Source organism: Streptomyces sp. MK7, assembly GCF_032658145.1.
Classification (GTDB): Bacteria; Actinomycetota; Actinomycetes; order Streptomycetales; family Streptomycetaceae; genus Streptomyces; species Streptomyces spiralis.
Window position 1 is genome coordinate 105,313 of the sequence record NZ_JAVACL010000002.1, and the last position, 25,452, is coordinate 130,764.

Annotated in this window: 22 protein-coding genes; 2 read left to right on the top strand and 20 right to left on the bottom strand. The window is 71.5% G+C overall.

Annotated elements, in window-relative coordinates; translation table 11 throughout:
- Positions 1-4: 4 nt before the first annotated feature.
- From carB to pyrR, 6 genes are all read right to left on the bottom strand, one after another.
- Entirely contained in the window at positions 5-3,313 is a 3,309-nt protein-coding gene (carB, locus tag R2S09_RS03145; protein WP_306188497.1) for a carbamoyl-phosphate synthase large subunit, read from the bottom strand.
- Positions 3,306-4,487 (bottom strand): glutamine-hydrolyzing carbamoyl-phosphate synthase small subunit, encoded by a 1,182-nt coding sequence (gene carA, locus R2S09_RS03150; RefSeq protein WP_306188498.1) that lies wholly within the window; start codon positions 4,485-4,487, stop codon positions 3,306-3,308. Before carA ends, carB begins: the two co-directional genes overlap by 8 nt.
- A complete protein-coding gene (locus R2S09_RS03155; protein WP_316739661.1) occupies positions 4,484-5,044 on the bottom strand; it encodes a hypothetical protein in 561 nt (186 codons plus the stop codon). Before R2S09_RS03155 ends, carA begins: the two co-directional genes overlap by 4 nt.
- On the bottom strand, positions 5,041-6,327 hold the full coding sequence (locus tag R2S09_RS03160; protein ID WP_306188502.1) for a dihydroorotase: 1,287 nt from the start codon (positions 6,325-6,327) through the stop codon (positions 5,041-5,043). Before R2S09_RS03160 ends, R2S09_RS03155 begins: the two co-directional genes overlap by 4 nt.
- A gap of 5 nt (positions 6,328-6,332) precedes the next feature.
- Complete coding sequence (locus R2S09_RS03165; protein ID WP_306188504.1) at positions 6,333-7,313, bottom strand: aspartate carbamoyltransferase catalytic subunit; 981 nt, start codon at positions 7,311-7,313, stop codon at positions 6,333-6,335.
- 104 nt (positions 7,314-7,417) lie between these two features.
- Positions 7,418-8,014, bottom strand: a complete 597-nt coding sequence (pyrR, locus tag R2S09_RS03170; protein ID WP_306188506.1) for a bifunctional pyr operon transcriptional regulator/uracil phosphoribosyltransferase PyrR — start codon at positions 8,012-8,014, stop codon at positions 7,418-7,420.
- Between the two features lie 298 nt (positions 8,015-8,312).
- Here pyrR and bldD point away from each other — a divergent pair, with 298 nt between their 5' ends.
- A complete protein-coding gene (gene bldD / locus R2S09_RS03175; RefSeq protein ID WP_030166512.1) occupies positions 8,313-8,816 on the top strand; it encodes a transcriptional regulator BldD in 504 nt (167 codons plus the stop codon).
- Between the two features lie 208 nt (positions 8,817-9,024).
- Here bldD and nusB read toward each other — a convergent pair whose 3' ends face one another.
- The 13 genes from nusB to R2S09_RS03240 all read right to left on the bottom strand — a co-directional run bounded on the left by nusB (position 9,025) and on the right by R2S09_RS03240 (position 22,275).
- A complete protein-coding gene (gene nusB, locus R2S09_RS03180) occupies positions 9,025-9,468 on the bottom strand; it encodes a transcription antitermination factor NusB (protein WP_306188508.1) in 444 nt (147 codons plus the stop codon).
- Positions 9,469-9,470: 2 nt separating this feature from the next.
- A complete protein-coding gene (gene efp / locus R2S09_RS03185) occupies positions 9,471-10,037 on the bottom strand; it encodes an elongation factor P (protein ID WP_030166504.1) in 567 nt (188 codons plus the stop codon).
- Between the two features lie 101 nt (positions 10,038-10,138).
- A complete protein-coding gene (locus tag R2S09_RS03190; protein WP_316739664.1) occupies positions 10,139-11,245 on the bottom strand; it encodes an aminopeptidase P family protein in 1,107 nt (368 codons plus the stop codon).
- 293 nt (positions 11,246-11,538) lie between these two features.
- Positions 11,539-12,426 (bottom strand): Pro-rich N-terminal domain-containing protein, encoded by an 888-nt coding sequence (locus R2S09_RS03195; protein WP_316739665.1) that lies wholly within the window; start codon positions 12,424-12,426, stop codon positions 11,539-11,541.
- A 165-nt stretch (positions 12,427-12,591) separates the two neighbouring features.
- Positions 12,592-13,737, bottom strand: a complete 1,146-nt coding sequence (gene aroB / locus R2S09_RS03200) for a 3-dehydroquinate synthase (RefSeq protein WP_316739666.1) — start codon at positions 13,735-13,737, stop codon at positions 12,592-12,594.
- Positions 13,734-14,252: a shikimate kinase gene (locus R2S09_RS03205; protein ID WP_306188515.1), complete on the bottom strand. Its 519-nt coding sequence runs from the start codon at positions 14,250-14,252 to the stop codon at positions 13,734-13,736. Before R2S09_RS03205 ends, aroB begins: the two co-directional genes overlap by 4 nt.
- Positions 14,249-15,433, bottom strand: a complete 1,185-nt coding sequence (gene aroC, locus R2S09_RS03210) for a chorismate synthase (protein WP_306188517.1) — start codon at positions 15,431-15,433, stop codon at positions 14,249-14,251. The genes R2S09_RS03205 and aroC overlap by 4 nt, the downstream gene beginning before the upstream one ends.
- Before the next feature lie 194 nt (positions 15,434-15,627).
- A complete protein-coding gene (locus R2S09_RS03215; RefSeq protein WP_316739668.1) occupies positions 15,628-16,467 on the bottom strand; it encodes a shikimate dehydrogenase in 840 nt (279 codons plus the stop codon).
- On the bottom strand, positions 16,448-18,184 hold the full coding sequence (mltG, locus tag R2S09_RS03220; RefSeq protein ID WP_316739670.1) for an endolytic transglycosylase MltG: 1,737 nt from the start codon (positions 18,182-18,184) through the stop codon (positions 16,448-16,450). The genes R2S09_RS03215 and mltG overlap by 20 nt, the downstream gene beginning before the upstream one ends.
- 121 nt (positions 18,185-18,305) lie before the next feature.
- Entirely contained in the window at positions 18,306-18,770 is a 465-nt protein-coding gene (ruvX, locus tag R2S09_RS03225; protein ID WP_306188522.1) for a Holliday junction resolvase RuvX, read from the bottom strand.
- 14 nt (positions 18,771-18,784) lie between these two features.
- The gene (alaS, locus tag R2S09_RS03230) at positions 18,785-21,457 is read right to left on the bottom strand and encodes an alanine--tRNA ligase (protein WP_316739672.1); all 2,673 of its coding nucleotides are present in this window, start codon (positions 21,455-21,457) and stop codon (positions 18,785-18,787) included.
- Positions 21,457-21,816: a hypothetical protein gene (locus tag R2S09_RS03235; protein WP_306188526.1), complete on the bottom strand. Its 360-nt coding sequence runs from the start codon at positions 21,814-21,816 to the stop codon at positions 21,457-21,459. The genes alaS and R2S09_RS03235 overlap by 1 nt, the downstream gene beginning before the upstream one ends.
- Positions 21,817-21,825: 9 nt before the next feature.
- Positions 21,826-22,275: a DUF948 domain-containing protein gene (locus R2S09_RS03240; RefSeq protein WP_316739674.1), complete on the bottom strand. Its 450-nt coding sequence runs from the start codon at positions 22,273-22,275 to the stop codon at positions 21,826-21,828.
- A 178-nt stretch (positions 22,276-22,453) separates the two neighbouring features.
- Between R2S09_RS03240 and R2S09_RS03245 the strand changes: the two genes are divergently transcribed.
- A complete protein-coding gene (locus R2S09_RS03245; RefSeq protein WP_316739676.1) occupies positions 22,454-24,649 on the top strand; it encodes an AAA family ATPase in 2,196 nt (731 codons plus the stop codon).
- Between the two features lie 32 nt (positions 24,650-24,681).
- Here R2S09_RS03245 and rpsD read toward each other — a convergent pair whose 3' ends face one another.
- Complete coding sequence (rpsD, locus tag R2S09_RS03250; protein ID WP_030166464.1) at positions 24,682-25,296, bottom strand: 30S ribosomal protein S4; 615 nt, start codon at positions 25,294-25,296, stop codon at positions 24,682-24,684.
- Between the last annotated feature and the right edge of the window lie 156 nt (positions 25,297-25,452).

Here is a 25,452-nt window from a genome sequence, read left to right on the forward strand (position 1 = left end):
GCTGCTAGTCGCGGGCCGCGGTCAGGAATTCGGCGTGTTCCTGCAGGGAGCGCACGCCCACGTCGCCGTGGTTGAGGGCGTCGATCCCCTGGACCGCCGCGGCGAGCGCCTGGACCGTCGTCAGGCACGGCACGGACCGCGCCACGGCCGCCGTACGGATGTCGTAGCCGTCGAGGCGGCCGCCGGTGCCGTACGGGGTGTTGACGATGAGGTCGACCTCGCCGTCGTGGATGAGCTGGACGATGGTCCGCTCGCCGTTCGGGCCGGTGCCCTCGGACTGCTTGCGCACGACGGTGGCGTTGATGCCGTTGCGCCTGAGCACCTCGGCGGTGCCGGAGGTGGCGAGCAGTTCGAAGCCGTGGGCGACCAGCTCCCGGGCCGGGAAGATCATCGAACGCTTGTCCCGGTTGGCGACCGAGATGAACGCGCGGCCCTTGGTGGGCAGCGGCCCGTAGGCGCCCGACTGCGACTTGGCGTAGGCCGTGCCGAAGACGGAGTCGATGCCCATGACCTCGCCGGTGGAGCGCATCTCCGGGCCGAGGACGGTGTCGACGCCGCGGCCCTGGATGTCGCGGAACCGCGTCCACGGCATGACCGCCTCCTTGACGGAGATCGGCGCGTCCAGCGGCATGGTTCCGCCGTCGCCGTTCTTCGGCAGCAGGCCCTCCGCGCGCAGCTCGGCGATGGTGGCGCCCAGGGAGATGCGGGCGGCGGCCTTGGCCAGCGGCACCGCGGTCGCCTTGGAGGTGAAGGGGACCGTGCGGGAGGCGCGCGGGTTGGCCTCCAGGACGTAGAGGATGTCGCCGGCCAGCGCGAACTGGATGTTGATCAGGCCGCGCACCCCGACACCGCGCGCGATGGCCTCGGTGGAGGCGCGCAGGCGCTTGATGTCGAAGCCGCCCAGCGTGATCGGCGGCAGGGCGCACGCCGAGTCGCCGGAGTGGATGCCGGCCTCCTCGATGTGCTCCATGACGCCGCCGAGATACAGCTCCTCGCCGTCGTAGAGGGCGTCGACGTCGATCTCTATGGCGTCGTCCAGGAACCGGTCGACCAGGACCGGCCGGGAGGGGCTGATCTCGGTGGACTCGGCGATGTACGCCTCCAGGCGCGCCTCGTCGTAGACGATCTCCATGCCGCGCCCGCCGAGGACGTAGGACGGCCGGACGAGGACCGGGTAGCCGATCTCGTCGGCGATCGTCTTGGCCTGGGCGAAGGTGGTGGCGGTGCCGTGCTTGGGGGCGGGCAGGCCCGCCTCCGCGAGCACCCGGCCGAAGGCGCCCCGGTCCTCGGCGGCGTGGATCGCCTCGGGAGAGGTGCCGACGATCGGCACACCGTTGTCCTTCAGGGCCTGGGCGAGGCCCAGCGGGGTCTGGCCGCCCAGCTGGACGACGACACCGGCGACCGGGCCGGCCTGCCGCTCCGCGTGAACGATCTCCAGGACGTCCTCCAGGGTGAGCGGCTCGAAGTACAGCCGGTCGGAGGTGTCGTAGTCGGTGGAGACGGTCTCCGGGTTGCAGTTGACCATCACGGTCTCGTACCCGGCGTCGGACAGCGCGAAGGAGGCGTGGACGCAGGAGTAGTCGAACTCGATGCCCTGGCCGATGCGGTTGGGGCCGGAGCCCAGGATGATCACCGCGGGCTTGGTCCGGGCCGCGACCTCGGTCTCCTCGTCGTAGGAGGAGTAGAAGTACGGCGTCCGGGCGGCGAACTCGGCGGCGCAGGTGTCGACCGTCTTGTAGACCGGGCGGATACCGAGGGCGTGCCGGACCTCGCGGACGACGTCCTCGCGCAGGCCGCGGATCTCGGCGATCTGCTGGTCGGAGAAGCCGTGCCGCTTGGCCTCGGCCAGCAGGTCGGGGGTGAGCTCGGGGGCCTCGGTCAGCTCGTCCGCGATCTCCTTGATCAGGAAGAGCTGGTCGACGAACCACGGGTCGATCTTCGTGTACGCGAAGACCTCCTCGGGCGTGGCGCCCGCGCGGATGGCCTGCATGACCGTGTTGATGCGGCCGTCGGTGGGCCGTACGGCCTCGCGGAGCAGCGCGTCCTTGTCGCCGGTCTCGCCGACGAACGTGAACTGGCTGCCCTTCTTCTCCAGGGAGCGCAGCGCCTTCTGGAAGGCCTCGGTGAAGTTGCGGCCGATGGCCATGGCCTCGCCGACCGACTTCATGGTGGTGGTCAGCGTGGAGTCGGCCTGCGGGAACTTCTCGAAGGCGAACCGCGGGGCCTTGACGACGACGTAGTCCAGGGTCGGCTCGAAGGAGGCCGGGGTCTCCCGGGTGATGTCGTTGGGGATCTCGTCGAGGGTGTAGCCGACGGCGAGCTTGGCGGCGATCTTGGCGATCGGGAAGCCGGTCGCCTTGGAGGCCAGGGCCGAGGAGCGGGAGACACGCGGGTTCATCTCGATGACGATGACCCGGCCGTCGGCGGGGTCGACCGCGAACTGGATGTTGCAGCCGCCGGTGTCGACGCCGACCTCGCGGATGACGGCGATGCCGATGTCGCGCAGGATCTGGTACTCGCGGTCGGTGAGCGTCATCGCCGGGGCGACGGTGATCGAGTCACCGGTGTGCACGCCCATCGGGTCGAAGTTCTCGATGGAGCAGACGACCACGACGTTGTCGTGCTTGTCACGCATCAGCTCCAGCTCGTACTCCTTCCAGCCGAGGATGGACTCCTCCAGGAGTACCTCGGTGGTCGGGGAGAGCGCGAGACCGGTACCCGCGATGCGGCGCAGCTCCTCCTCGTCGTGCGCGAAGCCGGAGCCGGCGCCGCCCATGGTGAAGGACGGGCGGACCACGACCGGGTAGCCGCCGAGCTCGTCGACGCCGGCCAGGACCTCCTCCATGGAGTGGCAGATCACCGAGCGGGCGGACTCGCCGTGGCCGATCTTCCGGCGGACGGCCTCCACGACCTCCTTGAACTGGTCGCGGTCCTCGCCCTTGTGGATGGCCTCGACGTTGGCGCCGATCAGTTCGACGCCGTACTTGTCCAGGACGCCGTTCTCGTGCAGCGCGATGGCCGTGTTGAGGGCCGTCTGGCCGCCCAGGGTGGGCAGCAGGGCGTCGGGGCGCTCCTTGGCGATGATCTTCTCGACGAACTCGGGGGTGATCGGCTCGACGTAGGTGGCGTCGGCGATCTCCGGGTCGGTCATGATCGTCGCCGGGTTGGAGTTGACGAGGACGACCCTCAGCCCCTCGGCCTTGAGCACGCGGCACGCCTGGGTGCCGGAGTAGTCGAACTCGGCGGCCTGACCGATGACGATCGGGCCGGAGCCGATGACCAGGACGGACTGGATATCGGTGCGCTTAGGCACGCTGGCCCTCCATCAGGGAGACGAAGCGGTCGAACAGGTAGGCGGCGTCGTGCGGGCCCGCTGCCGCTTCGGGGTGGTACTGGACGGAGAAGGCCGGCTGGTCGAGCAGCTGGAGCCCCTCCACGACGTCGTCGTTCAGGCAGACGTGCGAGACCTCGGCGCGGCCGAACTTGGTCTCGCTGACCTTGTCGAGCGGCGCGTCCACGGCGAAGCCGTGGTTGTGCGCGGTGACCTCGACCTTGCCGGTCGTACGGTCCTGGACCGGCTGGTTGATGCCCCGGTGGCCGTACTTCAGCTTGTAGGTGCCGAAGCCGAGGGCGCGGCCGAGGATCTGGTTGCCGAAGCAGATGCCGAACAGGGGCGTCTTCCGCTCCAGGACGGCGCTCATCAGCGCCACCGGGCCGTCGGCGGCCGCCGGGTCGCCGGGGCCGTTGGAGAAGAACACTCCGTCCGGGTTGACGGCGTAGACCTCGTCGGCCGTGGCGGTCGCGGGCAGGACGTGCACCTCGATGCCGCGCTCGGCCATGCGGTTCGGGGTCATGCCCTTGATGCCGAGGTCGATGGCGGCGACGGTGAAGCGCTTCTCGCCGATCGCGGGGACGACGTACGCCTCCTGGGTCGCGACCTCCTCGTACAGGCTCGCGCCCTTCATGTGCGGCTGGGCCTGCACACGCGCGAGGAGCTCGGAGTCGGCGGCGGTCCCCGCGCCGGAGGCGCTGTCGAGCGCAGCTCCGGAGAAGATGCCGGCGCGCATGGCGCCGCGCTCGCGCAGATGGCGGGTGAGTGCGCGGGTGTCGATGCCGGAGATGCCGACCACGCCCTGCCGCTCCAGCTCGTCGTCCAGGGAGCGCTTGGCGCGCCAGTTGGACGGCACGCGCGCGGGGTCGCGCACGACGTAGCCGGAGACCCAGATCCGCGCCGACTCGTCGTCCTCGTCGTTCCAGCCGGTGTTGCCGATCTGCGGGGCGGTCGCGACGACGATCTGGCGGTCGTACGACGGGTCGGTGAGGGTCTCCTGGTAGCCGGTCATGCCGGTGGAGAACACGGCCTCGCCGAAGGTCTCCCCCACGGCCCCGTAGGCGCGGCCGCGGAAGGTACGGCCGTCCTCCAGGACGAGTACGGCGGGAAGCGCCCTGTTCCTCTGTGAGGAGCTTCCCCTTGTGGAGGTCGTCATCGTGCGCCTTCCGTGTCGTTGATCATCTGGTTCAGGGTGTCGGCCCACTCGGTGTGCTCGGCGGCGTGGTCGGAGCGGAAGCCGGAGTCGATCAGCTTGTCGCCGTGCGCCCAGGTCACCACCAGCAGTCCGCCCTCGGTGAGGACCTTGCCGGCGATGCCCTTGTCGAGCCGGGCGCCGCGCAGCGCGGCGGCGGGCACGAAGAAGTCGGCCGCCCCGGGGCGTACGACGTCCAGGCCCGCGTCGGACAGGGTGAGCTGGACCCGGCTGCGGGTGCCGAGGCCGTGGGCCACGATGCGGTCCAGCCACTGCCCGGCGGTGGTGGAGCCGTGGTAGCGGCCGCTCATCGTCAGTCTCGCCTCGCCGGTCTCCTCGGGCGCGCCGGGCAGCGGGGGCAGGTCGCTCTGGAGCGTGCCGCGCCACTTCCAGCCCTCGCGCATCAGCCAGTAGACGAGCGCGATGAAGAGCAGGAGTCCGACGAGCCAGCCGATGCGGGCCGGCCAGTCGGTGACGTCGGCCGACTTCTGGGCCTCCGCCAGCAGGATTACAGGTGTCACGTGAGCTTCCCGTCGACGAGCGTGGCCTTGCCCCGGAGCCACGTGTGGGTGATACGGCCCGGCAGCTCACGTCCCTCGTAGGGGGTGTTGCGGCTGCGCGAGGCGAAGCCCGCGGGGTCCACCTGCCCACGGTATGCCGTGTCGACGAGGGTGAGGTTGGCGGGCTCACCAGCCGAGACGGGACGGCCGTGGCCGCCGGCCCGCCCGATCCGGGCCGGCGTGAAGGACATGCGGTCGGCGATGCCCGCCCAGTCCAGCAGCCCGGTGTCGACCATGGTCTCCTGGACCACCGACAGCGCGGTCTCCAGGCCGACCATGCCCATGGCGGCCGCGGCCCACTCGCAGTCCTTGTCCTCGTGCGGATGCGGGGCGTGGTCGGTGGCGACGATGTCGATCGTGCCGTCGGCGAGCGCCTCGCGCAGGGCCATGACGTCGCGCTCGGTGCGCAGCGGCGGGTTGACCTTGTAGACCGGGTTGTAGGTGCGCACCAGTTCGTCGGTGAGCAGCAGGTGGTGCGGGGTGACCTCGGCGGTGACGTCGATGCCGCGGGACTTGGCCCAGCGCACGATCTCGACGCTTCCGGCGGTCGACAGGTGGCAGATGTGGACGCGGGAGCCGACGTGCTCGGCGAGCAGCACGTCGCGGGCGATGATCGACTCCTCGGCGACGGCCGGCCAGCCGCCCAGGCCCAGCTCGGCGGAGACGACGCCCTCGTTCATCTGGGCGCCCTCGGTCAGCCGCGGCTCCTGCGCGTGCTGGGCGACGACCCCGCCGAAGGCCTTCACGTACTCCAGCGCGCGGCGCATGATCACGGCGTCGTCGACGCACTTGCCGTCGTCGGAGAAGACGGTGACCCCGGCGGCCGACTCGTGCATGGCGCCGAGTTCGGCGAGCTTCCTGCCCTCCAGGCCGACGGTGACGGCACCGATGGGCTGCACGTCGCAGTAGCCGTGCTCCCGGCCGAGCCGCCAGACCTGTTCGACGACGCCGGCGGTGTCGGCGACGGGGAAGGTGTTGGCCATGGCGAAAACGGCCGTGTAGCCGCCGGAGGCAGCGGCCCGGGTGCCGGTGAGGACCGTCTCGGAGTCCTCGCGGCCCGGCTCGCGCAGATGGGTGTGGAGGTCGACCAGGCCCGGCAGGAGCACCTTGCCGCCGGCCTCGACGACCTCAGCGCCTTCCGCGCTCAGGCCGGTACCCACCTCGGCGATGGTCTCGCCGTCGATCAGCACGTCCTGCGGCTCGCCGCCGAGCACCTTCGCACCACGGATCAGGATCTTGCTCATGGGGGTTACTTCTCCTCAGTGGTCCGGGTGTGGGTGACGGCGGGCTCGTTGCCGCCGAGCAGCAGGTACAGGACGGCCATCCGGATGGAGACGCCGTTGGCGACCTGCTCGACGACGGTGCAGCGCTCGGAGTCGGCGACCTCGGCGGTGATCTCCATGCCGCGGACCATGGGTCCGGGGTGCATCACGATGGCGTGCTCGGGCATCTTCGCCATGCGCTCGGCGTCGAGGCCGTAGCGCCGGGAGTACTCGCGCTCGGTCGGGAAGAAGGCGGCGTTCATGCGCTCGCGCTGGACGCGGAGCATCATCACCGCGTCCGACTTGGGCAGGGTGGCGTCGAGGTCGTAGGAGACCTCGCAGGGCCAGGTCTCGACGCCGACCGGCAGCAGGGTGGGCGGGGCGACGAGGGTGACCTCGGCGCCGAGGGTGTGCAGCAGGTCGACGTTGGAGCGGGCGACCCGGCTGTGCAGGACGTCGCCGACGACGGTGATCCGCCTGCCGTCCAGGTCCTGGCCGAGTCCGGCGTCCCTGCCGATCAGCCGGCGGCGCATGGTGAAGGCGTCGAGCAGCGCCTGGGTGGGGTGCTGGTGGGTGCCGTCGCCGGCGTTGATGACGACGGCGTCGATCCAGCCGGAGGTGGCCAGGCGGTACGGCGCCCCCGAGGCGCTGTGCCGGATAACCACCGCGTCGACGCCCATGGCCTCCAGGGTCTGGGCGGTGTCCTTCAGGGACTCGCCCTTGGACACCGACGATCCCTTGGCGCTGAAGTTGATGACGTCCGCGGACAGGCGCTTCTCGGCGGCCTCGAAGGAGATCCGGGTGCGGGTGGAGTCCTCGAAGAAGAGGTTGACGACGGTGCGGCCGCGCAGGGTGGGCAGTTTCTTGATCGGCCGGTCGGCGACCCGGGCCATCTCCTCGGCGGTGTCGAGGATCAGGACGGCGTCGTCGCGGGTGAGGTCGGCGGCCGAGATGAGATGACGCTGCATCTGTCAGGCTCCGTAAGGCAGTTCAGGAAAGGGAGATTCCGGGCAGGCGAGGGCGCGGCGAGCCTGCGCGCAGGGGCGTACGGCGGGCCGCACGCGCGCGTGCGCTAGTGCTGCTGACGGCCCTGGGCGGTCGGCTGGGCGCCGAGCAGCACGGTGTCGCGGCCGTCCTCCTCGGCGAGGTGGACCTTGACCGTCTCCCGCAGCGACGTGGGGAGGTTCTTGCCGACGTAGTCGGCGCGGATGGGCAGCTCGCGGTGGCCCCGGTCGACGAGGACGGCGAGCTGCACGGCGCGGGGGCGCCCGATGTCGTTCAGGGCGTCGAGGGCGGCGCGGATGGTGCGGCCGGAGAAGAGCACGTCGTCGACGAGGACGACCAGCTTGCCGTCGATGCCGTCACCGGGGATCTCCGTGCGGGCCAGCGCACGCGGCGGCTGCATGCGCAGGTCGTCGCGGTACATGGTGATGTCGAGCGAGCCGCAGGGAACCTTGCGCTCGGTGATCTGCTCCAGCTTGGCGGCGAGCCGCTGGGCGAGGAAGACGCCCCGGGTGGGGATGCCGAGGAGCACCACGTCGTCGGCGCCCTTGGCGCGCTCGACGATCTCGTGGGCGATGCGGGTCAGCACCCGCGCGATGTCGGGGCCTTCGAGCACGGGCCGCGCGGCGGACGCCTGCGGGTTCGCGTGCGAGTCCTGCTTGTCCATACGAAACGGACCTCCTTCTCCGCCTCACGGGACGGACCTTAAAGGACGTCGGATTTGCGCCATCAACGGTAGCAGGTGCCGCGGGCCGCTCCGGTCGCGCCCCCGGTCACCCCGCACCGTCCCTCTTGTCACCCGTTTGTCACCCCTTCGGCGTAACCGGCTGCCGTTACCACGGAAGAGGCGGGGCGGACCATTCGGCTTGACGCGGCAGAGTAACGCTGCGTAACCTCACAGTGAGTTACCAGCCGCGCGGACGGAACCACTGCCGGCCGCGTCGACACAGTGTCCGGGGAGCCATATGTCCAGCGAATACGCCAAACAGCTCGGGGCCAAGCTCCGGGCGATCCGCACCCAGCAGGGCCTTTCCCTCCACGGTGTCGAGGAGAAGAGCCAGGGACGCTGGAAGGCGGTCGTGGTCGGCTCGTACGAGCGCGGCGACCGTGCCGTGACCGTGCAGCGCCTCGCCGAACTGGCGGATTTCTACGGGGTCCCCGTGCAGGAGCTGCTGCCGGGCACCACCCCGGGAGGCGCCGCCGAGCCCCCGCCGAAGCTGGTCCTGGACCTGGAGCGGCTGGCCACGGTGCCGGCCGAGAAGGCAGGCCCGCTCCAGCGGTACGCCGCCACGATCCAGTCGCAGCGCGGTGACTACAACGGCAAGGTGCTCTCGATCCGTCAGGACGACCTGCGCACACTCGCCGTCATCTACGACCAGTCGCCCTCCGTCCTCACCGAGCAGCTGATCAGCTGGGGTGTGCTGGACGCGGACGCCCGCCGCGCGGTCGCGTCCCACGAGGAGGGCTGAGCCCCAACCTGCCTCGGCAGGCCTCAGGGACTTCAGCAGAAACGTGCCGCCGGGGTGGCCGGAACAACACCGTTCCGGCCACCCCGGCGCCGTTCTGCGGGCCTGAAGGGGCCCAGGTGGACTGGAGGGGCACGCACACGCCGGAGGGCCCGCAGCGGTGTCGCTGCGGGCCCTCCGGCGTGTCTGCGCGTGTCGCGCTCGTTCTCGGCTACGCCTCGCTGCTCGCGTCGCGGCGCAGCGAGGGCTTGAGGTCCTTCAGCCGGCCGAGCAGACCGTTGACGAACGAGGGCGACTCGTCCGTGGAGAACTCCTTCGCCAGCTGCACCATCTCGTCCAGCACGACGGCGTCCGGGGTCTCGTCGACCCAGATCAGCTCGTAGGCGCCGAGCCGCAGGATGTTGCGGTCGACGACCGGCATGCGGTCCAGCGTCCAGCCGACCGCGTACTGCGCGATCAGCTCGTCGATGCGCGTCGCGTGCTGGGCGTAGCCCTCGACCAGCTGCATCGTGTACTCGCTCACCGGAGGCTGCCGGGTGTCGCTGCGGGCGTGCCGGATCCAGTCCGCGAGGACCGTCAGGACGTCGGCGCCGCGCTGGTCGCCCTCGAAGAGGATCTGGAAGGCACGCTTGCGGGCCGTGTTGCGGGCAGCCACGGTTAGCTGGTCACCCGGCCAAGGTAGTCGCTCGAGCGCGTGTCGACCTTGATCTTCTCACCGGTGGTGATGAAGAGCGGGACCTGGATCTGGTGGCCGGTCTCCAGCGTGGCGGGCTTGGTGCCGCCGGTGGAGCGGTCGCCCTGGAGGCCGGGCTCGGTCTCGGCGATGGTCAGCTCGACGGCGGCCGGCAGCTCGACGAAGAGCACCTCGCCCTCGTGCTGCGCGACGGTGGCGGTGAAGCCCTCGACCAGGAAGTTGGCGGCGTCACCGACGGCCTTGCGGTCGATGTGCAGCTGGTCGTAGGTCTCCATGTCCATGAAGACGAAGTACTCGCCGTCCATGTAGGAGAACTGCATGTCGCGCTTGTCGACGGTGGCCGTCTCGACCTTGACACCGGCGTTGAAGGTCTTGTCGACGACCTTGCCGGAGAGCACGTTCTTGAGCTTGGTGCGCACGAAGGCCGGGCCCTTACCGGGCTTGACGTGCTGGAACTCGACGACGGACCACAGCTGGCCGCCTTCGAGCTTGAGCACCATGCCGTTCTTGAGGTCGTTCGTGGAAGCCACGGTTGCTTCAATCTCCTGGACTTACGTGGACGACCCCGGGGCACGCGCCGAGCGGCGCCGGGGAGGTGCGGGTGCGACGTGCCTGCACTTCCCTGGGGTCGCTACAGCGCGAGCAGCTCCTTGGTCGTGATGGTGAGTAGCTCGGGTCCGCCGTCCGCCTCGGGGCGTACGACGAGCGTGTCATCGATCCGGACACCGCCCCGGCCCGGGAGGTGGACCCCCGGTTCGACGGTGACCGGCACGCAAGCGTCCAGTTTACCCATGGCCGCGGGGGCCAACTGCGGGTCCTCGTCGATTTCGAGTCCGACACCGTGTCCGGTGAGCGGCTGCAGGCCCTCCGCGTACCCGGCGGAGTCCAGGACCTGACGTGCCGCGCGGTCCACGTCCCGGTAGGCGGCGCCGGGCGCCAGCGCCTCCCGGCCGGCCCGCTGAGCGGCGAAGACCAGGTCGTACAGCTGGATCTGCCAGTCCGCCGGGGAGGTGCCGATCACGAACGTACGGCCGATCTCGCAGCGGTAGCCCCGGTAGGCCGCGCCCAGGCACACGGAGAGGAAGTCGCCCTCCTCCACCCGGCGGTCCGTGGGGCGGTGGCCGCGGCGGCCCGCGTTCGGACCGGTGGCCACGGACGTCGGGAAGGCGGGGCCGTCGGCGCCGTGGTCGACCAGCCGCCGCTCCAGCTCCAGCGCCAGATGCCGCTCCGTGCGGCCCACGAGGATGGACTCCAGCAGTTCACCGAGGGCCTGGTCGGCGATCTCCGCGCCGATTCTCAGACACGAGATCTCCTCCTCGTCCTTGACGACTCTCAGCTGCTCCACCGCGCTGCCCAGGTCGGCGAGGCGGGTCCGGGGGGCCACCGAGGTGAGGGCCCGGTGGCGGGCCACGGTGAGGTGGTGCTCCTCCACGGCGAGCGAGTCGGCGCCCTGGGACTCGGCGAGGCCGGCGGCGGCGACGGCCGGGTCGCCGCCGGGCTGGGGCAGGACCTGGACCCCCAGCGCCTCGTCGGGACGCCCTTCGTGGGGCCGGTCGTCAGGTGGGCTCTGGCACACCAGAAGGTCCTCGCGCTTTCCGAGGAGCAGGACGGCACCGTGCGGGGCCGCGCCCGCGAGGTACCGCACGTTGGCGGGTCGAGTCACCAGCGCCGCCGCGCTGCCGCCCGCGTTGCAGCGCTCCCGTAGCCGGGTTCGGCGGGCCGCGTACACCTCTGACATGAACCGAGCGTAAGAGTCGTGGCCGGATATTGCCGTTCGGGAGGGGCCGAGTGGGTCTGCCCCCGGCGGTGGGTGCGGATTCTTCGCCGGTGGGCCGAGTCGTACGGGGTGCCCGACGGGTGCGCCGGGGGGCGGGGGCGCTCGCCCTCGCCGGAGGGATGCCTCCCCCGGAGGGGGTGGTACCCCCAGCGCCCACCCGTGCCGCCTGGGGGTACCACTCGGGCGTTGAGCACTGGGGGGAGCACGACTGCCCGCGGCTCTGTCGCTGAGCTGCCGCAGCTACGGCGGCTCTCTTACCAGGTCGGGGGGCTGGCTATGGCTCTGGCCAGGACCTCGTCCAGAAGGTGGGCGGTGGTCGGGATGTCGAGTTGGGAGTTGTCGATGATGGGGAGGCCGGAGCCGTACCAGCCGGCCATGCGGCCGTGGATGCGGGCGACCTCCTCGTCGGTGAGGCGGCGGTTGCCGGTGCGCTCGGCGTTGCGCTCGAGGACGACGTCCAGGCCGGGGAGCAGGACGACCGGGAGCAGGCCGGGTCCGACGTGCCGTTTCCAGCCACCGAGGCCGACGACCGGGCGGTCGGGGAACACGGCGTCGTCGAGGATGCAGGAGATGCCGTTGGCGAGGAAGTTGCGCGCGGCGAAGCCACAGGTCCGGCGGGCGAGGCGGTACTGCGCCTCGGAGTTGTCGTTCCACCCGGACTGCGGGTTGGCGAAGCCGGAGCGGACCCATTCGCGGACGTCGTCGAGGCTGATGTGCGCGGTGGGGACCCGGCGGTGCTCGGCCCAGTGCTTGGCGACGCTCGTCTTGCCGGCGCCGGCGGGTCCGATCAGCAGCACCGCGAGGGTGGTGGTGGTCGGGTCGGGCACGGCGTGGGCGGGCGGTGCGGCCGGGAAGGCGACCGGGCCGCCGGGCGGCAGCCGGACGTGGCCGGTGGCGTCCGGTGGAGGCGGCGGGGCCTGCACCGGTGGCGCGTGCGGAACCGGTGGCTGCGGTGCCGTCGGCGCTCCGGGACGCCCCGGTGCCGGGGGCGGCGAGGGAACGGGGGCCGAGCCCTGGTGCGGGCCCGGGTGGTGCGCACCGGGGTGCGGACCCGGGTGGTGCGCGGCCGGCGGCCAGCCCGCGGCCGGTCCGTGCCCCGGCTGGTGGGGCGGCGGCAGCGGCGGACCCACTGCGTGCTGCATCCGGTGCCACTCCGTCTCGTACAAGGCAATGGGCGCTGGCAGCGGGCCCGTTCCCGCTTCCCTACCGAACGGTACCGTTCCCGGCCGCCGTTTGGTGAACGGCCGGGGACGGCCCGAAGTGCCCGCCGACCCACGGCGTATCGGACGGACCGCCCTTCGGGGGACTTACTGCCCCACCTCGCCGTAGGCGGCGAGCAGCACGGCCGGGTCCGGGCCCTCCAGGACGGTGGGCTTGGCGAGGCCGTCGAGGACGATGAAGCGCAGCAGGTCGCCGCGCGACTTCTTGTCGACCTTCATCGTCTCCAGCAGCTTGGGCCACTGGTCGTAGCGGTAGTGCAGGGGCAGGCCCACGGATTCGAGGACCGTACGGTGGCGGTCCGCCGTCGCGTCGTCCAACCGGCCCGCCAGACGGCCGAGTTCGGCGGCGAAGTGCATGCCCACCGACACCGCGGCGCCGTGCCGCCACTTGTACCGCTCGTTCTTCTCGATGGCGTGTCCGAGCGTGTGGCCGTAGTTGAGGATCTCGCGCAGACCGGATTCCTTCAGGTCGCTCGACACGACGTCGGCCTTCACCCGGATGGAGCGCTCGATCAGCTCGGCGGTGTGCGGGCCGGCCGGGGTGCGGGCGGCCTCGGGGTCCGACTCGACGAGGTCCAGGATCACCGGGTCGGCGATGAAGCCGGCCTTGATGACCTCGGCCAGGCCGGACACGTAGTCGTTGACCGGGAGGGAGTCCAGCGCGGCCAGGTCGCACAGCACGCCCGCGGGCGGGTGGAAGGCGCCGACGAGGTTCTTGCCCTCGGCGGTGTTGATGCCGGTCTTGCCGCCGACGGCCGCGTCGACCATGGCGAGCACGGTGGTCGGGATGGCGATCCAGCGCACTCCGCGCAGCCAGGTGGCGGCCACGAAGCCCGCGAGGTCGGTGGTGGCGCCTCCGCCGACGCCCACGATGACGTCGGAGCGGGTGAACCCGGACTGGCCGAGCGCCTTCCAGCAGTAGGCGGCGACCTCGGCGGTCTTGGCCTCCTCCGCGTTGGGCACCTGGACGGCCACGGCCTCGAAGCCCTGCTCGGCCAGGTCGGCGCGGAGCGCGTCACCGGTCTCGGCGAGCGCCTCGGGGTGGATCACGGCGACCCTTTGAACACCACTGCGGCGCGAAGCGCCTCGTTCGAGGGTGGTGGTGGGCGACGGGTGGGACCTCTCCCCGATCAGACCGGCCAGTTCGCCCAGGAGTTGACGTCCCACCAGGACGTCGTAGGGCTCGGTGCCCGCGGTACCGCCGACGTGGATCCGGGTGACTGCCTCGCTCATGCCTGCTTCAACTCCACTGCGTCCAGGACGGCTTGCGTGACTTCCTCGGGCGTACGGCCGTCGGTGGGCACCACGGCCGCGGCGACCTCCTCGTACAGATGCCGGCGGGCCTCCATCAGCTCGCGCCACTGCTTGCGCGGGTTGACCGCGAGCAGCGGGCGGGCCGCGTTCAGCCCGGTGCGCCTGACGGCCTCCTCCACGTCCATCGACAGGTAGACCACGCGCACTCCGGCCAGCAGCGCGCGCGTGTCCGGGTCGAGGATCGCGCCGCCGCCCAGCGCCAGCACACCGTCGTGCTCGGCCAGCGCCCGGCGTACCGTCTGCTTCTCGATCGCCCGGAAGGCGGGCTCGCCGTCGTCGACGAAGATCTCGGCGATGGTGCGGCCCTGCTCGGTCACGATGTCGTCGTCGGTGTCCCGGTAGCCGAGCCCGAGACGGCCGGCCAGCAGATGCCCGACGGTGGACTTGCCCACGCCCATCGGGCCCACCAGGACGACGACCGGCGTCCCGCTCATCGGATGGACAGGTTGTCGAGGTACGACCGGACATTGCGGCGGGTCTCGGCCACGCTGTCGCCGCCGAACTTCTCCGCCACCGCGTCCGCCAGGACCAGGGCGACCATCGCCTCGGCGACGATGCCGGCCGCCGGCACCGCGCACACGTCGGAGCGCTGGTGGTGGGCCTGGGCCGGCTCGCCGGTGGCGACGTCGACGGTCTGCAGCGCCCGCGGCACGGTCGCGATCGGCTTCATCGCGGCCCGCACCCGCAGCAGCTCACCGGTGGTCAGCCCGCCCTCGGTGCCGCCGGAGCGGCCCGTGGCGCGCTTGATGCCGTCGGCGGTGGTGAGGATCTCGTCGTGGGCCTTGGAGCCCGGGACGCGCGCGAGGTCGAAGCCGTCGCCGACCTCGACGCCCTTGATCGCCTGGATGCCCATGAGCGCCGCCGCGAGCCGTGCGTCCAGCCGCCGGTCCCAGTGCACGTGCGAGCCGAGGCCCACCGGCACGCCGTAGGCCAGCACCTCGACCACACCGCCGAGGGTGTCGCCGTCCTTGTGGGCCTGGTCGATCTCGGCGACCATCGCCTTCGACGCGTCCGCGTCCAGGCAGCGCACGGGGTCCGCGTCCAGCTTCTCGACGTCCGCCGGGGTCGGGTACACGCCGTACGGCGCCTTGGCCGCCGCCAGCTCGGCGACGTGGCTGACGATCTCGATGCCGGCCGTCTCCTTCAGATAGGACCGGGCCACCGCGCCCAGCGCGACCCGGGCGGCGGTCTCCCGGGCGGAGGCCCGCTCCAGGACCGGCCGTGCCTCGTCGAAGCCGTACTTCTGCATGCCCGCCAGGTCGGCGTGGCCGGGGCGGGGGCGGGTCAGCGGGGCGTTGCGCGCGAGCTCGGCCAGCTCCGCCGGGTCGACGGGGTCGGCGGCCATGACCTTCTCCCACTTCGGCCACTCGGTGTTGCCGACCATGATCGCCACCGGCGAGCCGAGGGTGAGGCCGTGCCGGACGCCGCCGAGGAAGGTGACCTCGTCGCGCTCGAACTTCATCCGGGCGCCGCGTCCATAGCCCAGGCGCCGCCGTGCGAGGTGGTCCGCCACCATCTCCGTGGTGATCGGCACGCCGGCGGGAAGGCCCTCCAGCGTCGCCACGAGTGCGGGTCCGTGGGACTCCCCCGCGGTCAGCCAACGCAACCTGCTCAACGGTGCTCCTCATGCTCGCGCCTGGAACTGCGACGGCGCGACCGGGTGCGCGGCCCGGGCCCGCCACCTACGATCCTCCCACGTCCGGGCTCCGGGACCGGCCGCCGGTCCAGCAGGCGGACGGGCGGCGGACGGCGCCGACGGCGCAAGCGGTGGCCGGTCCGCGCCGCCGGCCGGCCGCCGGCGGCGGGAGGTCAGCGTTCCGCGAGCGCCTTCTCACCCGCCCGGCGCATGGCGTCCAGCGGGGCCGGAGCACGCCCCGTCATCTGTTCCACCTGGAGGACCGCCTGGTGGACCAGCAGGTCGAGACCGCTGACGACGGCGCCGCCGGCCATGGACCAGCGGGACGCGAGGGCGGTCGGCCAGGGGTCGTACAGGACGTCGAAGAGGGTGGCGGGCCGCTCGGGTACGGCCGTGGCGAGCGCGTCGGTCGTACCGGCCGGGGTGGTGGCGATCACCAGGGGGGCGCGCAGGGCGTGCTCGGCGTCCGACCAGTGCGCGGTACGGACCTCCACTCCCAGTCGCTCGCCCCACTGGCGCATCTCGGCCGCGCGGGCCTCGCTGCGCACATAGGCGACGACCTCGCCGGTGCAGACGCGTGCGAGTGCGGCCAGCGCGGAGGACGCGGTGGCGCCGGCGCCGAGGATCACCGCCGACTCGACCTGCTCGATGCCGTGCTCGCGCAGGGCGGCGACCATGCCGGGAATGTCGGTGTTGTCCCCGGTGCGCCGGCCGTCCTCGGTGCAGACGACCGTGTTGACCGCCTCGACGGAGGCCGCCGTGTCGCTGATCTCGTCGAGCAGCGGGATGACGGCCCGCTTGAGCGGCATGGTCAGCGACAGCCCCGCCCACTCGGGCCCGAGCCCGTCGAAGAAGGCGGGCAGTGCTTCCTCGTCGATCTCGAACCGGTCGTACGACCAGCCGGCGAGCCCCAGCTCCTCGTAGGCCGCGCGGTGCAGCACCGGGGAGAGGGAGTGGGCGATGGGCGAACCGAGCACGGCGGCCCGGCGGGCGTCAGTTGCCCGAGCTGGCATCGAACTTGTCCTTGAGCTTCAGGAATTCGGCGTACGTCTTGGCGAACTCGGTCTTGTTCATGCCGTCGGTCGCCACGAAGTAGATCCAGCCCTCGTCGGTCGGGTTCAGCGCCGCCTTCAGTGCGTCGTCGCCGGGGTTTCCGATCGGTCCGGGCGGCAGGCCCTTGTGGGTGTAGGTGTTGTACGGGCTCTGGTTGCTGTTGATCTCTTTTTCGCTGATGTGGATGTTGCTCTCGCCCTTCAGGTAGTTGAAGGTCGAGTCGAACTGCAGCAGCTGGTTGGTCTGGGTGTTCGTCGGCTTGAGGCGGTTGTAGACGACCTCGGCCATCATGCGGAAGTCGTCGTGGGTCTTGCCCTCGGCCTGGACGAGGCTCGCGACCGTGACCAGCTCCAGCGGGTTGGAGAGGCCGAGGTCCTTGGCCTTCGCGGCCAGGTCGTAGCGGTTGTAGGCCTGGTCGGCCTGCTTGACCATGTTCCGCAGGACCGTTTCGGGCTTCATGCCCTTGGCCGCGGGATAGGTGCCCGGGTAGAGGAAGCCCTCCAGCGGATCCATGATCTGGCTGCTGTTGTTCGCCCAGCCGGGCAGGCCGAGGGACTTGTACTGCTTCGTGGCGATCTTCTTGGTGGTGCCGTCCGCCAGGTCGAGCTGTTTGTCGATCGCCTCGTACACCTGGGCGTTGCGTTCGCCCGGTTTGACAAGGACATTGCTCTGGCTGCGGGGATCCAGCATCAGCGCCACGGCGCTCGCCGCCGACATCTGCTTCTTGAGCTGGTAGGCGCCCGCCTGGATCTGCTTGCCCTTGGGGTTGTCCGACTGGGCCGCCACGAAGGCGTCGACGCTCTTGACGACGCCCGCCTTCTTCAGCTCGCGCCCGATGTCATAACCCCCGAAGCCCGGCTTGATCTCGACGGTCACGGTCTCGTCGGTGCCGTTGCCCGTGTAGTCCGGCGCCGGGCCGAAACGATTTTGGTAGAACTGGTACCCGTAGTACCCGGCACCGGCCACGCCGCCGCTGAGCACCAGCGCGACGACCAGGCAGGCGCATCCGTTGCGGCGCTTCTTGCCGCCCGTGCCCTTCCCCTTGCCGCCCCGCCCCTTGCGGTCGCCGCGGCCCCTGCCCTCGTTCGGGTCGTCGCCGTCGGGGTCGTCCTCGTCCTCGCCGCCGCCCGCGAAGAAGGCGTGGTCCTCCTGGCCGGGGCCGGGTTCCGGATCCCAGTCGGGTCGCTGTTCGGGTTCGGGGGCCCTGCGGTTCGGCGGCTCCGGCGGCGGATAGGCATCCGGAGTGCCGTAGAGGTCGGGCTGCTCGGCGCCGTAGGACATGGCCTGCTGCGCGTACGGGTCCCCCGGGCCGGCGGCGTACGGCATCTGCGGCTGGGCTCCGGTGCCGTCCCAGCCGCCCTGGTGCTGCTGCTGGTACTGCTGCTGGTCCTGGGCGTGGGGTCCGTACTGCTGGTCGTACTGCTGGTGGCCCTGCTGACCGTAGTGCGGGGACTGCTGGGCGCCCTGCCCGTCGTACTGCTGGTGCTGTCCGTCGTAGCCCGCCTGCTGCTCCTGGCCCCACTCTCCGTAGTGCGGCTGCTGCGGATGGTGATGCCGGCCGCCGTAGGGGGACTGCGGACCGGTGTGGCCCTGCTGTCCTCCCCATCCGCCGTCCCCGTACAACGGGTCCTCCGGATGCCACGGTTCGGAGCCTGGGCCCCGGCCATACTCAGTCATCGATCCCCTAGAGCCGCGAGGCGGCGGCCATGCGGCCTTTCGTCCGGCCACCGTTCCACCTCTTGCTGTGCGCCGGCTGTTCGAACACCGGCGCATCGCGCGGAACGTTACCGTATCGCGATCAGATGACCACTTCGACGCCCTCGCCGGGTGCATTGCCTGACACCCGTTCGGATTCCAGGGCCTGCTGCAGAATGATCACCGCGGCGGCCTGGTCGATCACGGAGCGTCCCTTCCTGGACTTCACCCCGGAGGCCCGCAGGCCCTGACCGGCCGTCACGGTGGTCATCCGCTCGTCCACCAGGCGCACCGGCACCGGGGCGATCCCCTTGGCCAGCTCGCCCGCGAAGGCGCGGACCTTGACCGCGGCCGGGCCCTCGCCCCCCTTGAGGGAGCGGGGAAGGCCGACGACCACCTCGATCGGCTCGTACTCCTCGACGAGCTGCCGCAGGCGGCGGTGGGCCGCCGGGACGTCCCGGCCGGGGACAGTCTCCACCGGGGTGGCGAGGATCCCGTCGGGGTCGCACGAGGCGACCCCGATCCGGGCGTCCCCGACGTCGATCGCGAGCCGGCGGCCTCTGCGCATTTCCGACCGTTTCCTTACTTGGCGGTTTCGGCGACGAGCCGCTCGACGGCGTCCACGGCCTCGCCGACGGCGGCCGGGTTCTGGCCGCCGCCCTGGGCGACGTCCGGCTTGCCGCCACCGCCGCCGCCGAGGGTCTTGGCGGCGGTGCGGACCAGGTCACCGGCCTTCAGGCCGCGCTCGCGGGCGGCCTCGTTGGTGGCGATGACCGTCAGCGGCTTGCCGTTGCCGACCGTGAAGAGGGCGACGACCGCGGCCCGGCCGCCCTGGATGCGGCCGCGCACGTCGAGGACCAGCTTGCGCAGGTCGTCGGGGGTCGTGCCGTCGGGCACCTGGCCGGTGACCACGGCCACGCCCCGCACGTCCCTGGCGGACTCGGCGAGACCGGCGGCGGCCTGGAGGACCTTCTCGGCGCGGAACTTCTCGATCTCCTTCTCGGCGTCCTTCAGCTTGCCGAGCATCGAGGAGACCTTCTCCGGAAGCTCCTCCGGGCGGCCCTTGATCAGCTCCTGGAGCTGGGCGACGACCGTGTGCTCACGGGCGAGGAAGTTGTAGGCGTCCACGCCCACCAGGGCCTCGATACGGCGCACACCGGAACCGATGGAGGACTCGCCGAGCAGCTTCACCAGGCCCAGCTGGGCGGTGTTGTGCACGTGCGTGCCGCCGCACAGCTCCTTGGAGAAGTCGCCGATGGTCACCACGCGGACCCGCTCGCCGTACTTCTCGCCGAACTCGGCGATGGCGCCCTGCTTCCTGGCCTCGTCGATGCCCATGACCTCGGCGCTGACGTCGAGGTCGCGGGCGAGCACCTCGTTGATCTTCTGCTCGACGTCGGTCATCACGGCCGTCGGTACGGCGGACGGCGAGCCGAAGTCGAAGCGGAAGCGGCCGGGCTGGTTCTCCGAACCGGCCTGGGCGGCCGTCGGACCGAGGGCGTCGCGCAGGGCCTGGTGGGTGAGGTGGGTGGCCGAGTGGGCGCGGGCGATGGCCTTGCGGCGCCGGGTGTCGATCGAGGCGTGGGCCTTGGCGCCGACGGTGACCTCGCCGACCTGGACGACGCCCTTGTGGACGTACACGCCCGGCACCGGCTTCTGGCAGTCGCGGACCTCGATCACGGCACCGGAGTCGACCTTGATCCGGCCGGTGTCGCCGATCTGGCCGCCGCCCTCGGCGTAGAACGGGGTGCGGTCCAGGACGACCTCGACCTCGTCGCCCTCGGTGGCGGCCGGGGAGGAGACGCCGTCGACGAGGATGCCGACGATCGTGGACTCGCCCTCGGTGTCGGTGTAGCCGATGAAGTCGGTCTCGCCGGCGGTGTCGGCGATCTCGCGGTAGGCGCCCATGTCGGCGTGGCCGGTCTTCTTGGCCTGGGCGTCGGCCTTGGCGCGCTCCCGCTGCTCCTTCATCAGGCGGCGGAAGCCCTCCTCGTCCACGGAGAGGCCCTGCTCGGCGGCCATCTCCAGGGTGAGGTCGATCGGGAAGCCCCAGGTGTCGTGGAGCAGGAAGGCCTTGTCGCCGGAGAGGACGGTGCCGCCGGCCTGCTTGGTCTCGGTGACGGCGGTGTCGAGGATGTTGGTGCCGGCCTTCAGCGTCTTCAGGAAGGCGTTCTCCTCGGCGATGGCCACCTTCTCGATGCGCTCGCGGTCGGTGACCAGCTCGGGGTACTGCTGGCCCATCATCTCGATCACGGTGTCGAGGAGGTCCTTGACGACCGGGCCGGTGGCGCCGAGCAGGCGCATGTTGCGGATGGCGCGGCGCATGATGCGGCGCAGCACATAGCCGCGGCCCTCGTTGCCGGGGGTGACACCGTCACCGATGAGCATGGTGGCGGTGCGCATGTGGTCGGTCACGACACGCAGGGAGACGTCCGAGTCGTGGGCGTCGCCGTAGCGGACGCCGGTCAGCTCGGTGGCCTTGTCGATGACGGCCATGGAGGTGTCGATCTCGTACATGTTCTGCACGCCCTGCAGAATCATGGCGAGCCGCTCCAGGCCGAGGCCCGTGTCGATGTTCTTGTTCGGCAGCTCCCCGAGGATCTCGAAGTTCTCCTTGCCGGTGCCCTCGCCGCGCTCGTACTGCATGAAGACGAGGTTCCAGATCTCCACGTACCGCTCGTCGTTGACGGCGGGGCCGCCCTCGACGCCGAACTCCGGGCCGCGGTCGTAGTTGATCTCGGAGGAGGGGCCGCACGGGCCGGGCACGCCCATGGACCAGTAGTTCTCCTTCATGCCCAGGCGCTGGATGCGCTCCTTGGGCACGCCGACGACCTCGTGCCAGATGCGCTCGGCCTCGTCGTCGTCCAGGTAGACGGTGACCCACAGGCGCTCGGGGTCGAGGCCGTAACCGCCCTCGTCCTGGGAGCCGGTGAGCAGCTCCCAGGCGAGCTTGATGGCGCCTTCCTTGAAGTAGTCGCCGAAGGAGAAGTTGCCGCACATCTGGAAGAACGTGCCGTGCCGGGTGGTCTTGCCGACCTCTTCGATGTCGGGCGTGCGCACGCACTTCTGCACGCTGGTGGCGCGCGGGTAGGGCGGCTTGACCTCACCCAGGAAGTAGGGCTTGAAGGGCACCATGCCGGCCGGGACGAGGAGCAGAGTCGGGTCGTCCGCGATGAGCGACGCCGAAGGGACGACGGTGTGCCCGCGCTCCTCGAAGAAGCTCAGCCAGCGGCGGCGGATCTCAGCCGACTCCATCAGTGGTCCTCATTCCGGTTGTACGAGTACGTCGGGTACGTCGAGCCGTCGACGTACTTCGGGCTGTCGTGGTTCTCGATGGCGGCGTGCCGCCGGGGTACGGGGAGTTCGGGTCCGACGGGCGCGTCGATGCCGAGCGCCTCGCCGAGTTCGGCCTCCCGCTGGGCCATGTTGTCGCGGACGTCGAGCGCGAAGCCCACGGCGCGGTCCTTGAGCCGGTGACCCGCCTCGAGCGCCTTGTTCGCCGCGGTCGCGGCGACGCTCTCGGGGGTCAGCTGCCTCAGCTTGCGGTTGACCTTGGTGGTCGCCCACACACCGGCGGCGACACCGGTGGTGAACCAGAACGTACGGCGGAACATCGCTAGTCCTTACTTCTCCCGGTTGTTCCGCTTCCCCCGCCGCGCGGCCGGGACGGTGCGGCCCACGATCACGGTACGCCTCGACGTCCTGGCGGGCACGTCCTCCTTGCGGCCGCCCAGCGCCCGGCGCACGCCGTAGCCGAAGGCCGCGACCTTGACCAGCGGGCCGCCGAAGGTGGAGGCGACGGTGGTCGACAGCGCGGACGCGTTCGAGGTGACCTCCTGGACGTCGGAGGCGATCGCGTCGACGCGGTCGATCTGGGTCTGTGCGGAGCGCACCGCCCGGGAGGCGTCGGCCAGCAGCGGAACGGCCTGGTCGGTCACGTCCGCCACGAGCTTGGCGGTCGCCCTGAGCGTCTGGGCCAGCCTCGCCAGCGCGACCGCGAGGAAGGAGACCAGGATCGCCCAGAACACGGCCACCAGGATCCCGGCCACCTCTCCACCGGACACTGTGCGCACCCGCTCCCTGAAACGCGTCTGAACAACGAGCCTGAACATCGAGAAAGTCGTGCCCCGAGCCTATCGCGCCGGGGGTGGGGCTCCGTACCGGATTAGCGCTTGTGCGCGGCGGCGCCGGGAGAAGCGGTTGTACGGACTGAATACGCTTCAGTACGCTCCGTGTTCCATGCGAGACGGCATGCAGGATTCCACGCCGGGCTCCCCGCCCGAAGGGGACGGCACGGACGGACCGGGGCGCGGCCCGGTGGGCAATCTGCCCGTGGAGCTCGACGCGTTCGTGGGCCGCTCGGCCGAACTCGGCGCCCTGGCGCGGGCGCTCGGCACCGCGCGGCTGGTGACGGTGACGGGCGTGGGCGGGGTGGGCAAGTCGCGGCTCGCGGCGCGCGCGGCGGCGCGCGCGGCGCCCGCGGACGGGGTGTGGCGGGTGGAGCTGGCGGCGCTGAGGGATCCGCGGTTCGTCGATCACGCCGTCGTGGAGGCGCTGGGCCTCACCGACCACACGACACGGCCGCCCCGCGAGACCCTGCTCGGCCATCTCGCCCGGCGCCGGCTGCTGCTGGTCCTGGACGGCTTCGAGCATCTGGCGGACGCGTGCGCCGAGCTGGTGGCCGAGCTGCTGCGGCGGGCACCGGACCTGACGGTGCTCGCCGTGGGACGCAGGCCGCTGGGCGTGGCCGGTGAGCGGCTGTTCCCGCTGGCGCCGCTGGCCGAGGAGGACGCGGCCTTGCTGCTGGCCGCACGGGCCGCGCAGCAGGGCGTGACGGTCGCCGCCGGGGATCCGGCGGTACGGGAGGTGTGCCGGCGTCTGGACGGGATCCCGCTGGCCGTCGAGCTGGCCGCGGGGCGGCTGCGGGCGCTGTCGCCCGCCCGGCTCCTGGAACGGCTTCAGGACCGGTTCCGGCTGCTGACCGGCGGCGGCCCGGACGCCCTGCCCCGGCATCGGACCCTGCGCACGACGATCGGCTGGAGCCACGAGCTGTGCGCGCCCGGGGAGCGGCTGCTGTGGGCGCGGCTGTCGGTGTTCGCCGGGCCGTTCGACCTGGAGGCCGCCGAGTACGTGTGCAGCGGCGGCGGGCTGCCCGCCGAGGACGTCCTGGACCTGCTGACCGAGCTGCTCGCGCAGTCGGTGCTGAGCCGAGAGGAGACACCGGCCGGCGTGCGCTACCGGATGCTCGACACCGTCCGCGCCTACGGTGCCGACTGGCTGGCGGCGGCCGGGGACACGGACCGGCTGCGCCGGCGGCACCGCGACTGGTACGTCGGCCTGGCCACCTGGTGCGAGCTGGAGTGGTTCTCGCCCCGGCAGTCCGAGGTGGCCGCCCGGATCGAGGCCGAGCTGCCGAATCTGCGCGAGGCCCTGGAGTACTGCATGACCGGCCCGGACGAGGCGCATCTGGGCCAGTACCTGGCGGGCAGCCTGTGGTTCTGCTGGGCGGGGTGCGGGCGGCCGGCAGAGGGCCGGCACTGGCTGGCGCGCGCCGTCGAGCTGCACGGCTCCCACGAGCAGTCCCGGCTCAAGGCGCTGTGGGTGCTCGCCTATGTGGCGATCCTCCAGGGCGACACGGTGCCGGCGCTGGCCGCGCTGGAGGAGTGCCGCCGGACGGCCGAACGTTCCGCGAGCGCGCGGGCACTGGCGTACACGGAGCACCGCACCGGCTGTCTGGCGCTGGTCTCGGACGACATGGAGCGCGCGGAGACGCTGCTGCGCTCGGCGCTCCAGCGCTACCGGGAGCTCGGCGAGCTCAACAGCGCCGTGCTGATGGGCCAGGTGGAGCTGGCGATGACCCGGGCGTTCCAGGGGGATCTGCCGGACGCGGTGCGGCTGTGCGAGGACGTGCGCCGGGTCTGCGAGGACCACGGGGAGCGCTGGACCCGCGCCTACGCACTGTACGTCCTGGCGTTCGCGGCCTGGCGGGAGGGGAACCTGGCGGAGGCCCGGGAGCTGCTCGTGGACTGTCTGGGCAGCGCGCACGGCTTCCGTGACCTGCTGGGGTCGGTGCTGGCGGTGGAGCTGCTGGCGCTGGTGACCGTGACCGAGGGCGCCGCGGCGGAGGCGGCGGTGCTCCAGGGCGCGGCGGGCGGGATGTGGCCGTCGGTGGGGCTGCGGCTGTTCGGGTCGGTGTACTACAACGCCCCGCACGAGCTGTGCGAGGCGACGGCCCGGGACCGGCTGGGCGACGAGCGGTACGAGGAGTGCGTGCGGCAGGGGGCGGCGCTGGGCCGGGAGGAAGCCGTCTCCCGGGCACTGCGGCGAACTGGTGCGCCGTCGCCGGCGGCGTTGCCGGCTCAGCGCGGGCCGGAGGTCCACGGGAGGGCGGACATGCGTCAGCCCGCCGCCTCGCCCACCCGGAAGGGCGGGGAGACGGCGGGCTGAGCCGAGCCGCTGGTGCTACGTCCGGCTGGTGATCAGCGGGCGTAGTACTCGACGACGAGCTGCTCGTCGCAGACCACCGGGATCTCCTTGCGGTTCGGCTCGCGGTCCAGGCGGAACGCCAGGGCCTTGAGGTTCACCTGCAGGTAGCGCGGGGTCTCGCCCTCGGGGGCGAAGCCGCCCTCACGGGCGATCTGGAAGAGCGTCTTGTCCTTGGAGCGGTCGCGGACCTGGACCACGTCGTCGGGACGGACACGGAAGGACGGCTTGTCGACCTTCTGGCCGTTGACCTGGATGTGGCCGTGGACGACCATCTGGCGGGCCTGGTAGATCGTGCGGGCGATGCCCGAACGCAGGACCAGCGCGTCGAGGCGGCGCTCGAGCTCGACGATCAGGGCCTCACCGGTCTTGCCCTGGACCTTGGAGGCACGCTCGTAGGCGCGGACGAGCTGGCGCTCGGACACGTCGTACTGCGCACGCAGACGCTGCTTCTCCAGCAGACGGACCTTGTAGTCCGAGTTCTGCTTGCGGCCGCGGCCGTGCTCACCCGGCGGGTAGGGGCGGGCCTCGAAGTACTTGACGGCCTTCGGGGTCAGGGCGATGCCGAGGGCACGCGACTTCTTGACCTTGGGGCGGGACTGGTTCGCCACTGTCTTTCGTCTCTTTTCGTAGTGTTCCGGCTTGTCAGGGTTGAGGGAGGTCGCATCCGCAGCCGGGGAATCCCACCGGGTCCGCTCGGGACCTGGAGGGCAGCCGCTCCCCTGGTCTGGGCACATACGTGCAGCACGCGAGTGGCCCACCTCCCG